At 58.4% G+C, this 12,595-nt stretch carries 10 protein-coding genes and 1 pseudogene; 7 read left to right on the top strand and 4 right to left on the bottom strand.

What is annotated here, in order from left to right; translation table 11 throughout:
- Positions 1-79 precede the first annotated feature (79 nt).
- On the bottom strand, positions 80-295 hold the full coding sequence (locus tag IVB19_RS08495; RefSeq protein WP_247821298.1) for a hypothetical protein: 216 nt from the start codon (positions 293-295) through the stop codon (positions 80-82).
- A gap of 1,399 nt (positions 296-1,694) precedes the next feature.
- On the opposite strand from IVB19_RS08495, the gene IVB19_RS08490 reads away from it, so the two are divergent.
- Positions 1,695-2,528 carry a Crp/Fnr family transcriptional regulator gene (locus IVB19_RS08490; RefSeq protein ID WP_204514099.1) on the top strand — a complete coding sequence of 278 codons (834 nt, stop codon included), beginning with the start codon at positions 1,695-1,697 and terminating at the stop codon, positions 2,526-2,528.
- A gap of 114 nt (positions 2,529-2,642) precedes the next feature.
- Here the strand turns inward: IVB19_RS08490 and IVB19_RS08485 are convergent, their stop codons facing one another.
- A complete protein-coding gene (locus IVB19_RS08485) occupies positions 2,643-3,074 on the bottom strand; it encodes a hypothetical protein (RefSeq protein ID WP_247821297.1) in 432 nt (143 codons plus the stop codon).
- 233 nt (positions 3,075-3,307) lie between these two features.
- Positions 3,308-3,577 (bottom strand): antibiotic biosynthesis monooxygenase, encoded by a 270-nt coding sequence (locus tag IVB19_RS08480; protein ID WP_009859273.1) that lies wholly within the window; start codon positions 3,575-3,577, stop codon positions 3,308-3,310.
- A 596-nt stretch (positions 3,578-4,173) separates the two neighbouring features.
- Between IVB19_RS08480 and IVB19_RS08475 the strand changes: the two genes are divergently transcribed.
- The 3 genes from IVB19_RS08475 (at position 4,174) to IVB19_RS08465 (ending at position 7,509) form a co-directional block, all read left to right on the top strand.
- Positions 4,174-4,581, top strand: coding sequence for a hypothetical protein (locus IVB19_RS08475; RefSeq protein ID WP_085357631.1), 408 nt, complete (start codon positions 4,174-4,176; stop codon positions 4,579-4,581).
- Between the two features lie 855 nt (positions 4,582-5,436).
- On the top strand, positions 5,437-5,874 hold the full coding sequence (locus IVB19_RS08470; RefSeq protein ID WP_085349975.1) for a hypothetical protein: 438 nt from the start codon (positions 5,437-5,439) through the stop codon (positions 5,872-5,874).
- 96 nt (positions 5,875-5,970) lie between these two features.
- The gene (locus tag IVB19_RS08465; protein WP_247821296.1) at positions 5,971-7,509 is read left to right on the top strand and encodes an OpgC domain-containing protein; all 1,539 of its coding nucleotides are present in this window, start codon (positions 5,971-5,973) and stop codon (positions 7,507-7,509) included.
- Between the two features lie 1,828 nt (positions 7,510-9,337).
- Here the strand turns inward: IVB19_RS08465 and IVB19_RS08460 are convergent.
- On the bottom strand, positions 9,338-9,652 hold the full coding sequence (locus IVB19_RS08460) for a hypothetical protein (protein ID WP_247821295.1): 315 nt from the start codon (positions 9,650-9,652) through the stop codon (positions 9,338-9,340).
- A gap of 26 nt (positions 9,653-9,678) precedes the next feature.
- On the opposite strand from IVB19_RS08460, the gene IVB19_RS08455 reads away from it, so the two are divergent.
- The 3 genes and pseudogenes from IVB19_RS08455 (at position 9,679) to IVB19_RS08445 (ending at position 10,989) form a co-directional block, all read left to right on the top strand.
- Entirely contained in the window at positions 9,679-9,879 is a 201-nt protein-coding gene (locus IVB19_RS08455) for a DUF6494 family protein (RefSeq protein ID WP_247475250.1), read from the top strand.
- A gap of 220 nt (positions 9,880-10,099) precedes the next feature.
- A pseudogene (locus tag IVB19_RS08450) lies at positions 10,100-10,537 on the top strand (IS5 family transposase); the annotation flags it as partial.
- A gap of 194 nt (positions 10,538-10,731) precedes the next feature.
- The gene (locus IVB19_RS08445) at positions 10,732-10,989 is read left to right on the top strand and encodes a PilZ domain-containing protein (RefSeq protein WP_085383468.1); all 258 of its coding nucleotides are present in this window, start codon (positions 10,732-10,734) and stop codon (positions 10,987-10,989) included.
- Positions 10,990-12,595 lie beyond the last annotated feature (1,606 nt).

Genomic DNA, 12,595 nt, shown 5'->3' with positions numbered 1-12,595 from the left:
GAATTCAGTTCCGTCACGAAGGCTCCGCATGGAAGCTGCCGATTGCCGCCAGGCTTTCGAGGTCCCGTCGAGAACGCCGCTACTTCGCCTGCGCACCCCGGTCCCAGGGCCGCTTGCCATCCGCGCCCCTGTCCCACGGCCGCGCCGTTGGGGCGTCCTTCTCCTGGGTGGCGGCCTGCGCACGATCGGCCTGAACCCGCTCGCGATCAGTTAATGGAGCCTTCGCAGCTGGCGGTTCGGGCTGCGCCAATGCCGGCGTCGTGATGAGCAGCATCGCCAATATCAATTTTTTCATCCCCGCCTTTAACACAACGGCCGCAGGCTGTCCGGTCTATTCGGAGCCATAGCTCGAAGGAAAAGGCCCGCAACGGTGGGCCTTTCGGTGAGAGCTGATGAATAGATCGCCCTATTTCTGATCTTCGTTGCTGGTGCCTGATCCGGGGCTTCCGATCGGCAAACCATTAGCTGAATGACCAACCCCGGAGTTACGCTCGGCTTGCGCGGCGGCCGGCGTCTTTCCGTTCGCGGTTGGGGGTTGGACGTTCGGATTGTTCTGGCTGGGTTGGGGCTGCTCGTGTTCACGTTAGCGCCGGTGGTGGTGCCTTGAGTCCCTATGCCGGAAGGAGCCGAGGGGCCCGAGGTCGCGCTGCTCGACGAGGTGCCTGTCCCAGCACCAGAGCTTGCCGCCGAACCCGCGCCGCCGCCGGCTCCCCCACCCGAGCTGCCACCGCCACCTTGGGCAAACGCGGTCGACGAGAATGCTATGCAGGCAAGGGCAACGAACAGAGGTTTGCGGATCATGGATGCGTCTCCCTGAGCTTGAACAGCAATCACGACAGACGCAGGAAATTCCTTCGCTGCCGCGGTCCGAATTCCCTGCGAACAGGGAATTTTACAGGGAAAGCGCGCCTGCGGTGAGGCCGCTATCCCATGAAAATGCGAACATTTGCCTTGAAATTCCGTGCATCCGGGGCGCGATCCGCCAAATCCGAACAGGGAATTTATCGCTAGCGAACAGGAAATTTGCGTGCAAACGGCTGGACGAAACAGGCGATGTGCGGGCTACGGATCCGTGCCGCATGCCGTGGCGCGAATAGCGCAAGCATCGCCTGTGGATCACCGCCAGTGCAGGGGCGGCGTCTGCGCACGGCGAGGAATCGCGAACGGTGGCCGAATTTAACTGGCAGCAGGACCCTCCTAGGCTGTGTACTCATTGAGCAGCTGGCCGCGTTATGTCCGCACTTTCGGCAGAGCAACCTAAGCGTGCTGGCCTGGGCCTCCTGACGGACAACGCCCGCATGTCCGTTGAGGGCAAAAGCGTCGCTCTGGCGGACGGCGGCAAACTTCCGGCTTTACCCCAATCAACCGACGGATAATTGCACCGTGTCAACGGAAGCGCCGGGCCAAAAGACGTGCACGCCCCACACCGCCGAAGACGTCAGCTAGGAAGCCAAGAGCGGGCGCTGCCGGAACCATCACCGGTCGATCATCCCGCAGGCCCCGCTCGCCGAGTCGCACAACGGGCGTGAATAGTATGATGTATGCAAGATCCTACTTGCGCGGCGAGACGCCGGCAGCGTCTCCGCAAATGTCCGTGCTTGATCTCGACTAATGGCTCTGTTTGGATAGTTGCCTTTCGGCAACTCATAATTCGGATAATCCTAGTGAATGAAATAGATGGACACGGCCGTTCAGTGGGGGCTCTTTCACAAGAAAGCATCGGGACCGTCAACCGCACTGGCATCGGGAATCGGCTACTGGCAGCGCTGCCGCCAGCGGATCTCAGCTTGCTCACGCCCTACTTCCAGAAGATCTCGTTTGAGCCAGATGCGGTTCTGGTGCGCTCGGGCGATGAGATGGACCCGGTCTATTTTCCCCATAGCGGCGCAATCGCCTTCATGCTCGATATGCCGGACGGGCAAACGGTCGCAACCACCTTGATGGGACGGGAAGGCGCTTTGGCCTCTTTCTCCGTACTCGGCCCATCGCTTTCATCCGTGACCGCGATTGCACGCATCGCTGGCACAGCATCATTGATTTCCGCCGCCAAATTTCGGGATGCCTATGCGCAAAGCGCGGCCATCAGGAATGTCGTTCAGCTCCACGCCCGCGCGGTGTTATTGCAACTCCAGCACGTAGCCGCTTGCAACGCGCTGCACCGGGTGGATGGCCGCATGGCGCGGTGGCTTCTGCAGCTTCACGACCGCGTTCCCGATGACCTCCTTCCGGTGACGCAGGAGGCGCTTGCGCAATTGCTTGGGGTGCGGCGGACGACAGTGACTCTGACGATGAGCAAGCTGCGCGCGGCCGGCGCCGTCCCCTCCGACCGGCGCGGGTTTATCGAGATCGATCGGGTGCGGCTCGAGCGCGTTGTATGCGACTGCTATGCGCTCATGCAGCGCAAGATCGATCGGATGTATTGCCAGGAATTGTCGGCGCCCCAGCCTACCCGTGCGCCGTTCCGGGAAAGCGCCATCGTCTCGTCCGGCGGAGCGAGTGGTGAATCCAGAGCCGTTTCGCAGAAATAGAGACCATGCGATAGCCGCCTTCGGTCAGAAGCTGCCATTAGGTAGCAGGCCGGCGCAGGTCCGCAACGGGACATGAGCCGACTTCGCTCCAAGCAGCGATACTTGTCAGGCTCCTTAGCGGCCGTAGGGGAAGCAGCGGTGGCGATCGAGTGTGAGACCGAAATGCGCTCCTAGCGCAGCGATGGCCGCATCCTGCTCAGGATAAGGATCGGAATTGCATGCGGCAACGATGATGATCCGGAACCCGCCGCGGTCCTTGCCACCCGGTGGCAGCATCGCTGTAGCCAGTGGATTACCCTCCCTGTCACGCAACGTGAGGAAAAGCGGCATCTCTCGCTGTACATGGGCCTCGAGGCCGATGTCGCGCTCGATCGCGTTGGGCTGCTCCGGACGCCAGGATTGGACTGCCTTCTCTCGCTCGCGGCAGAAATATTTCTCGACTGTGTGGCGCATCAGGCGCGACTCTTGCGCCGCTTCACCTTCCGTTTCGATACGGAACCAGGTCTTACCCTTCGGCGTGTCGCAAACATACTGCATTTCGCCCATCCTGATCGCCGCAATTCTAGGGCGGCGGGCCCGCAAAGCCAGAATGTCATTCTCGTCGCGTTTCGATCTTTGCGTTTTTACACAGCCAGGGTCAATCGCGTCACTTTGGCCGCGTGCCGTCCTCTACCGGTCTACCCCTGTGAACGGATATCGTCAGACCGCCTCGGCATGTCTCAATGGGCCAACAGGCGACATGGTACCACCACAGCCGGCACTTGGCCGGGATCGATACTTCACGCCTTTTTGGTAAACCAAATCGTTGGAGCTTTCGCTACTCCCGCATTCTGCATGGCATTCTTCAATTCGGCACTCTCCGCGAAGGCTTGCGCAGCTTCAATCGTGGCAAACTCGTGAGTTACTGTGATGTCATTGGGATTTTCGACTGCTCGGTAGACAGCCTCGGCTGTTACGCCCTTCGCCTTCTGAACCGGAGCAAAATCGTCGTAAACTTTCCGCCAGGTCTTGTAGTCGGAAACCGTGTGTCTAACAAACATAGTCGTCATCAGATGTTCCTCCCAGACTGGTCGTAGCAATCTTTCCACGAACGCTTGAAACAGCACTTCCAGGAGCACCAGTATAATACCGGCCACCGCTTGGAGCTATTTCATTTCCGGGTTGCACTGATGCCATCGGACCCTTTGATAAAACTGAGGCGTGCTGCCACTTCGCTGATGGGCTAACTCCGGGCGGTCTTGCGGGAGCAGCATCATCGCCTCCGCACTCGACGCCAATAGGTCGTGGCCGCGCACTTACTGCGACCAGCCACAGGACCAGTCAGTGACACTGACTTGCGTATTCAGTTGGTCGCAGTGTGAAGTTGCTGACGCCGGGTCCGAACTTCAGGCCTAAGCAAACTGAGGCATTATGCCTCTTGGGCGAAACACCCATTTCTAGGGCGCGTCCGTTCTCGTAGAATGTGGTTGCCCTTGAAGCGGGATGTGCCGAAGTCACCGTTCGGGACGAACGAGCAGTACTAGCGCTATCGGCAGGTGCGCTACCCTAAGAGACCGCCCCCTTTTCGGTTTCACACCACGATTTCACATTCCACACGCGCGCAGCTTTTGCGGCGGCTTGTTGCAGTAACCCAGGGAGAAAAGCGATGAGCAAGATCGATCGAAGGTCTGCATTGACATTCGGGTTGGCAGCGGCTTCGGCGGCCATGATAAAGCCCGCCGCCGCTCAAACGACGGGCTACAAGGACACAACTCCGTGGCCAGGTGTGGTGGTGCGTGAGTATGATAGCGAGACACCATCGCTGATCCCGGGTTTTAAGACCGTCTCAATGCGCGACATCATCATGCAGCCGGGATCGAAGACCATGGGGCCCCCGATGATGAATGCCATGGTCTGCCATATCACCGAAGGAGAGCTTCGGCTTGAGCAGGACGAAAAGACCTTTACCGGCAAGAAGAATTTTGTCTGGACCTGCAACAAGGACACAAAGGAGCAGGCGTTCAATGATGGGAACGTGGTCGCGATTATGCGGATCACCGACCTAAAGGCTTAAGGTGCGTTTCTTCGCAAAAAAAAACGATTGTAGTTGGGAATGGCGCACGCGACGGCGCACCGATCGGGTCGGTTTGCCCTCTGACGTGACTTCCTGGTTGCGCCGAACTCTAGATATGTCGCTGCGCCAACCGACGCGAGACAAACGTCTAAGGGCTAGTTGGCGGACGATATGAAATCGACGAGCGCCGCGACAATTGGTCGGGGCGTCTCAATTCAAGACTACTGCAACATGAAGAGAGAGAGAGAGAGAGAGAGAGAGAGAGGGAGAGGGAGAGGGAGAGGGAGAGGGAGAGGGAGGCCGATGTCTGAATTGGGGTCACAAGCGGTCCTCGACCGGCCTGCTCCCCACAGGTCGGCTATGGGGCCAGGAAGAGACATTTATCTCGCGCTGCGCGTCATGCGATCTGAGTCCGTCTCGCGCGCCGTTGCCCTTCTATGCCTCAGCGGTTGTGTGAAACCTCCGCGCGTTCATAAATCGTGAGTTGTGTTTGCCGTTGATCAGATCATGCTCTTCCAGTCGACTAGGTAAACGTGTGCCCGAATCGGACATCTAGTGCGCTGCCAGGCTCGCCGCTCGGCACGCAGTGACACGCAAGGTTCGAGCCGAGCTGACGCGGCTTTAAACGTATCAGTCAGCCAGCTTGACATCTTTTCGCGACAGGTCAGTGCCGCTGCTTGAACCCGCTGCCGCTGCTGCACTCCCCGCTGTGCCACTGCTCATCGAAGGGTAGGGCTCAGTTCCTGGGCGGTTGCAGCGATCAGCGCCGTTCACGACGTACCATATTTCGTTAGGTTTCTCGGGCCTCGCGACGCCGCGATGGCCGCAATGTCTCGATCTCTGGGAGGGAGAGACATGATGAAGCGATCGCCTATTCTCTCTCTGGTGGCTGTCGCGAGCTTCACCGTCCTATGGTTTGTTCTGGATGCCGATCTGCATTTTAGAAGGGCGGCTGCCACTGCAACAACAGCCATGCCACCCGAGGTCGTAGCTGCCGAGCCTTTCAGAACGGCCCACGCCGCTAACAAAAGGTCGATGAGGATACTTGCACTGGATCAGGCTAAGCATCTCGCTTTCTGGACGTCCGTTTTGAAGAATAGAAAGCAGGCCTGTGGAGCTGTTGTTCGGACCATGTATCAAGGCGGCACCGAATCTGGGGTCGATGCTTGGCGCATTGGCTGCCGGGACGGCAGCGAATATTCGATAACAATTAATCCGGACGCGCATGGCTCTGAGGCGGAGTTTCCGGTTTCGGTTTGCAGTGGAATCGCTTTCGCCCGAGGTGCTGAATAGCCCCGTCATTGAGCGTTCAGCACCCGCGAGATCGCCTCTTTATGCCAGCTGTTATCCGCTGTCCCGGCGCGTCCTCGCCAACATGCGAGGATGATCATGACGATTACCCGATCACGACGTGAAACGGTGGAGTTCGAGCACCCATTTCGGATCACAAGCTTCGAGCGGATACTACCGGCTGGCTCCTATGAAGTGATTACCGACGAAGAATTAATGGAAGGAATGGAAGGATTATCATTTCCGTCCTTTCGGTCCGTCGCCACCATGATGATGGTGCCTGCGCCGCCGCCGCGCAGCTCTTTCGTCGAGATGGTGGCGATCAGTTCGATCGATCTGTCCGATGCGCGGGAGCCGATGCGATCGTATCCCGTTAGTGACGCGCCGGCCCATCTCGACAAGCATCGGACTGCGCTGAACATTGACAGTCGCCGGATGCTGGCGGAGATCGAGCGAAACGCGTTGCGCGGACTGCATCCGCAGCCCGAACCCGAGTTGCTCGCGGCGCCTGCGATGCCATTGGCGGGCCCGCGGCCGGAGCCGAAAGGGCTAGGCCGCGACCTACGCATCGATGCTTGCCGCGGCCTCGCGCTCTGGTGCATCTTTTTGAATCATTTCCCCAACAACATCGGAAGCTGGCTGACGCTGCGGAACTACGGCTTCAGTGATAGCGCGGAAGTATTCATGTTCGTCTCGGGTGTGACCTGCGCACTGGCTTACGGCAGCGCACATTCGCGCGATGGCTGGCCCGGCGTCATCGCCCGTACGCTGTGGCGAAGCTGGGACATTTATGCTGCATTTCTATTGCTCACTATAGCTTGCGCCATCATGGTCTACCTAACCGGCGGTGGCCGGATCGCCGACGAGAGCAACACGCGCCTTTTGCTGGAACATCCGGGTGCGGCGCTCGCGCATGCGGCGATCCTGCAATACCGTCCGGTCAATACCGACGTCTTGCCGATTTTCGTGGTTTATCATCTTTTGTTTGCACCACTATTGTGGTTGCTGTTGCGAGTGCCGAACGTGACACTCGGCGCGTCGCTCTTGCTTTATGCGCTGGTACACGTCTTCGGCTGGACCGTCCCGGCCTGGCCCAACAACGTGTGGTTCTTCAACCCGCTGGCTTGGCAGCTGCTGGTTGTGCTCGGCGCCTGGTGTGTCATTGCGGGCAAGGGAGTCTGGCCCTGGATGACCTGTCGCATCGCGCTTGTACTTGCAGTTCTCTATCTGACTTTTAGCCTGATCGTCGCATTGAGTTGGTGGCTCACGACCCTGGAAGATCTGGTCCCACAAGCGCTCGCCAATGTGGTTTACCAAGTCGACAAATCGGATCTCGCTCCCTTGCGGTTGCTGCATTTTTTAGCGCTTGCGATTTTGGCGGTATGGCTCGTACCCCGCGATTGGCAAGGACTGCCGATGCCGCTGATGCGCGCAGCGATCCGCTCTGGGGAGAATTCGCTGGCAATCTATTGTCTCGGTGTTCTGCTGGCGCTCGCCAGCCAAATAGCGCTGGCCGACATCTCGAATGGTCTTGCGATGCAGATCGCGCTCAGCCTCGCCGGCATCCTGCTGATGATCGCCGCCGCAACGCTGCTGAACTCAATCAGGATCAAACCCAGGCAGCCACGATTGATTTGAAGACTTGAGGAAACTTGTTGGCCAGAGAGGCGAGCAGGCAAAATTCGGAGAAGGCTGCCAACGGCCAGCCTCCACGTCTTCTCTTCCGGGAGGCGATCAAGCTGCGAACTTCACGCGGTGACACGATTTGCAGCGTGATGCGAACGTTGAGATGCTTCCTCCCAAAATCGCAACATGACCGCTTCGGGTCAAAACGCGAAGAACTGAACGTGAGTTGATCTGGTCTGCCATCCCTCAATCAGCGGACCTTGTGGAGGGGCTCGACTTTGTCGCCCAAAACGGCCGCCCGATCGCCTCTCAGCGCACGCGAGGAGTTATGTCGACACATGAGCTCAAGGATGCTCAGAGTCGGCAGCACATCATTGGTGGTCAAGCCGCACCACGTCATTCGCCAATTTCGGCGAGCTGCGGCGCAGGAGGAAGCACACCCCGCAAAGTGTCTCCTTCCTCCACATGAGGCGGCAGGTGAAAGTTTCGGAATGTTCGTCGAACGATAACGCAAATTCGCTGGCGAATATGTAGTACGGCGTGGAGATGCAGGTTCCCAGGGCGCTGATGTCGCGCACCACGCACGGATGGGTCCCACTCATCCACCAAACGACAGCCGCGCCGCCCGGTTGATCGGTATCCGCTCCATTGCTCGACGTTCGACCATGGCGAGATTCTCCAATGAAGAGGTAACTTCCAATCGAGCCATCGCAGCGATCGCGATTGCACCTCTACAGAGTCAGTTTTCCGATCCCGCCGAGCCCGGAAAACGGCAATATCTGCACGTTGATCTGCACCGCCTAGGCTAACAAGCAGTGTTTTGTCTCATTAAAATTAAACCGGATCGCGCGGTTAATCCGCCGACGTTGGTACCCACCTCACAAGCAAATGAAACCGCTCAGGACACGTCTTTTCCACGATAATGAGGTATTTCACAGCACTTTCAGCGAACCTGAGCTACTATTAATTGAACTGAGTGATTTTACGTCCTCCGGCCTGACAATGGCGGTTTTTAAATAGTCATAGTAAGGCGCGCTGATGAGTAGGCCTGGTCAGGGGCACAACCGCATGACAGTTCTGCACGAACGCGTTTGGTTTCTAAGATCTCAACTGACAGAGCTTCAGAACCCTCGCAGCCGGGTTGAGCAAGCCGAGGAACGAAGTCGGCAAACGTTCAAAAGTCACAGGTGTCTCGGCGATGCGTCGCCGATTGCGGCGACAGCGGCGTTTTGTTTTCTAGCCACACACCGTGGCGACGAACGTGCCGTAGGCTCGCAGCCACGAAGCATCAGAGATCTCTGGCCGAAAAAAGCGCCCGCGTTGACTTGTTCGGCTTGGGTCAAAGGCAGCCCTCGGCAGCTTGCATGATCGGGTCGGCTCATCTCCCGGAAGCGGCCCTCGCAGCGCTCTAACTGAGGTCGGTGACGGGCCATGTGTGGAAGTCGTTCGTACACTGGCTACTCGCAAGCCGAGCGAGACGGATCGCTCGGCTACAATTTAGTTATGGCAGCCCAGCAACGAGGCAAATGTCTGTGAGGTCTTCCCATTCGACGAGATTTGCGATGTCCGTGATGTGCGTGTCGAGATTTATGTCTCTGCTGAGGAGATGCGAGCGTTCTGCCAATCCCGTAAGCGTAAGCGCATAGACTTTGTGGCCCTGCTTTTCGAGCCTCTCGGTGACGCCAACACCAAGCTCCGTAAAAGGCTCCGCCAATAAGAACAAACGTCTTTTGCGCGGATTGAGCACGTGCGCTGCTGATGCTTGATGAAGTTACCGAGACCGCGCTTACTCCGGCCGCGAGACTGCCGATCAATCTGCGGCGGGTGACGTCTGACAAGGTCATGAAATCAAAAAAATTGGGTACCATACGAGTGCAACAGTGTAATCGCCAAAACCGAACAAATGGAAGATGACTTCAGCGGCCTTCGAAGGAATATCTTTTTGACCGGTCACTGACTTCCGCCATGGGTCACAAGCGGCGGTCGGCGACAGCTCCAGCCGTGGCCGGTCCACCTCAAACGGCCGACCTTGCGCCGCCTCGGGTGTAGTCTTCAGCTCCGGGCCGACGTTGTAGGCAATCAGGTTGAGGAGGAAGTCGGGGGTGACGCGAGTTGGGCCTCGATGTTGGGTCTTTGCTCGCCTCGTGTTAGACATCGCCTGACCGACCAGGGAGAACAGCCATGACCGCCGAGTTCGATGAAGATCGCTTCAATATGGCTATCCGTAAATTTCTGAAGCATGTTGGAGTTACATCGCAGCGCGAAGTCGAAAACCTAGTGCGCAGCGGGGCGGTGAAAGGTGGCCAGCTCAAACTGCGAATGACCCTGTCGGCTGAGGGGACGGCGCTGAAACATGTAGTCGAGGAAACAATCGCACTCTGACGATGTCCCGGCTGCCCCGGCATTGCCGCCCTGTTGGTGGAGCATTCAATCCTGTTGATTTCCAGCAACGACTGCTTTGGGTCATTTTCGACAGTTTTGGCACAGAGTGCGGGATGGTTGATGCCCGTTCCTGTCCAAAAGGCGCGTACCAGTGTCTGCCCATGAGCGTTGCGTTTGGCCGGATTGCCGTGATTCAAACTCCCGAACTGGAGCTCGAATCATGCGCTACGAACTCTCGGACGACGAATGGACCGTCATCAGGCCGATGCTACCAAACAAGTCGCGCGGCGTGCCACGGGTGAATGACCGCCGCGTCCTCAATGGCATCTACTGGGTTCTTCGATCCGGGGCGCCATGGCGTGATCTTCCGGCGGCATTCGGTCCTTACACGACTTGCTACAACCGCTTTTGTTCGCTGGCGGCGGGCTGGTGTCTGGGGCTGCATCATAGACGCACTTGCCGTTGCCCACGATGCCGCTGTCCAAATGATCGACAACTCGATTGTCCGTGGGCATCAGCATGGAGCCTGCATCACAAGGAATGAGCGCCAATCGATGGGAAGGTACGCGGCGGCTTGACGAGCAAAATCCATGCGGTGGTCGATAGCAATGGCCTGCCTATACGGCTGTCAGCCAGGACAAGCCAAGTCAGAACTATCGACCACATCAAGGTCTTCTCCACGGTCGATCCCGCGGAAGCGTGGTTCGAGGAGAAGCATCTGCCCGACAGTTACCGTCGCTGCGACCCGCGCCTGATTGATTAACGCACCCCTAATTGCTCCCGAGGATTCGAGCGAGACTTTCCGCGACAAGTTTCAACAATTTCTCATCTGTGGCTCGTAGTCTCGCGGTCATGGAAAAACGCAACGTACGCCGGCGGCGCGTCTTGAAAGCCGCGATGATCGAATTTCCTGGGGGCGCCTTCAGCTGCGTCGTCCGTGACCTGTCTGACGGCGGGGCCAACTTGGATGTACCAAGTCAAATTGGTATACCGCACGAGTTCATGCTGAGCATCCCGACGGCGGAATTGCACCGGCCGTGCCGAACGGTGTGGCGCTCGGCCAAGCGGATCGGGATCGCCTTTGCTTCCGGAGAGACAGTAGGGTCGTAAGCATCAATCCGGGCTGTCGCAGATGCGCTCCATGCGCGCGAGCTCGTCGATGTCGTGCTGATGCTGCCCTATGCCGCCGATCGAACTCCGGCTGCCGCGGTGCCGTCAAGTCGCGCGCGAGTCAATGGAGGCGCGTAGCTTCCTGATGATCTCGCGCAGGTTGTCCGCATATTCCTCGATGATGCGTCGAGCTTCCTCCATGCGCGAAGGCCTGGGTCCGGCGCCTCTCTATTCGGGCCTGGCTCGTCCGAGGGGCTCATGGCCGAAGGCTCGTCGACAACCACTGCTGAGCATTGAGATGGATCAAAGGACGCCGGACGATCTGCTTTCCACACCCACGACGCGCGGTGGCCATAGGAACGTCAGCTACATTGCCAAGTTTTCCCGGTAGCCCGGGTTCGTGATCCCGGGTCAGAAGGTGAACTTGCCCCAGCTCACTATCCTTTGTGAAGCTGGGGCTTTTTCGCTGACTCCTCCATACCCACGACGCGCAGTAGCTTGACGGCCTTCTGCACCGCCAGGAATAGATGATTTGACCCAGATTTTGCCGAATGGCTTCAGGAACGTTTGGGTGGTGCCGCCATTTGGAGAGCGATGACGAGCACGAGCGTAGTTCTCATTCCCGGCATGCTGAAAGCCCCTTCGTCTGGCGCGCATCTACGGCTTTAGAGTCGATCGCAGAGACGGCCTGTATTACCCCGGCAACCTGCCGGCATGCTCGAAGGCTTTGGCAGAGAAGATGATCGAAGGCGGCTGGTTGGTGAAACAGGGGGAGCGTTATCAGCCTACAGAGAAGTGTTGGAAAGCAGGAAGAGCAGGTTCGGATGCTTGTGGAAAACAGGTTGGCTAGAGCTGCATGAGAGCGGGACCTACGTGCGGCTACTGGCTGCCGGGCAGGACATTAGGAACCGCGCCATGATTACCCGGTTTGCCGTCGCGCTACTGTCTCCTTCGAGCTAGCGGAGTGGCCCCGGCATTATCCCCCAGGCGCCCAAGCCGGGGCCGTCTCTCCGCGGCCTGCGGAGGAGCCGCTGCGCGAATGAACACATATGATGCTCCAAGTTGCGCCTGAACGGAGACTCAGCTTTAAATGCGTTTATTGCGACCAAATTGCTTTCCCGAGGACCATCGTGAACAGCGAAGCCGGATGCACAGCTTGTAGTCAGCCCCGAGTACTCAAGGCCTTTTTCCCCACGACCAAAGGTTATGAGCTGAAGATCTACGAATGCGCCAGCTGCGGCAGCGATCTCAGGCTTGTGACCAAAGTGTCTAAATCATCTGGGCGCAAGGCGCCGAAGGGAAGACTTCCTTTGAGTACGCGGTCGAAAACCATCGCGGCAGCGCTAAGGGGGGCCGCTCGTGCCGCAGCTACTACAAAGCTGAAGGGCCGCCCGTCGCCGTGAATCGCCGCAGCCTTCGCCTGCAAAAAAGCCAGCCTCGTAGGGCGGCCGGCAGAAGCACTGGGTCAAAGTCAAGAATTGCGGCCATCCCGCCATGGAGCGCGAGCTGTGAGACCGGTCTTGCTCGTATGGATTCGAGGCCTCCGCGGCCCTACCGCTGAGATTTGGCGGGACAACCTCGAAGTATACCGGAGCCGATCGGCTGA

This window comes from Bradyrhizobium sp. 187, from assembly GCF_023101005.1.
Lineage (GTDB): Bacteria > Pseudomonadota > Alphaproteobacteria > Rhizobiales > Xanthobacteraceae > Bradyrhizobium > Bradyrhizobium canariense_D.
This window is presented reverse-complemented; position numbering and strand designations above follow the sequence as displayed.

What these genes read in the sequence shown, in the direction of transcription:
- IVB19_RS08495 (WP_247821298.1), bottom strand. Translation starts at nt 295, where the DNA reads ATGAAAAAATTGATATTGGCGATGCTGCTCATCACGACGCCGGCATTG.
- IVB19_RS08485 (WP_247821297.1), bottom strand. Translation starts at nt 3,074, where the DNA reads ATGGGCGAAATGCAGTATGTTTGCGACACGCCGAAGGGTAAGACCTGG.
- IVB19_RS08480 (WP_009859273.1), bottom strand. Translation starts at nt 3,577, where the DNA reads ATGACGACTATGTTTGTTAGACACACGGTTTCCGACTACAAGACCTGG.
- IVB19_RS08475 (WP_085357631.1), top strand. Translation starts at nt 4,174, where the DNA reads ATGAGCAAGATCGATCGAAGGTCTGCATTGACATTCGGGTTGGCAGCG.
- IVB19_RS08470 (WP_085349975.1), top strand. Translation starts at nt 5,437, where the DNA reads ATGATGAAGCGATCGCCTATTCTCTCTCTGGTGGCTGTCGCGAGCTTC.
- IVB19_RS08465 (WP_247821296.1), top strand. Translation starts at nt 5,971, where the DNA reads ATGACGATTACCCGATCACGACGTGAAACGGTGGAGTTCGAGCACCCA.
- IVB19_RS08460 (WP_247821295.1), bottom strand. Translation starts at nt 9,652, where the DNA reads ATGTCTAACACGAGGCGAGCAAAGACCCAACATCGAGGCCCAACTCGC.
- IVB19_RS08455 (WP_247475250.1), top strand. Translation starts at nt 9,679, where the DNA reads ATGACCGCCGAGTTCGATGAAGATCGCTTCAATATGGCTATCCGTAAA.
- IVB19_RS08445 (WP_085383468.1), top strand. Translation starts at nt 10,732, where the DNA reads ATGGAAAAACGCAACGTACGCCGGCGGCGCGTCTTGAAAGCCGCGATG.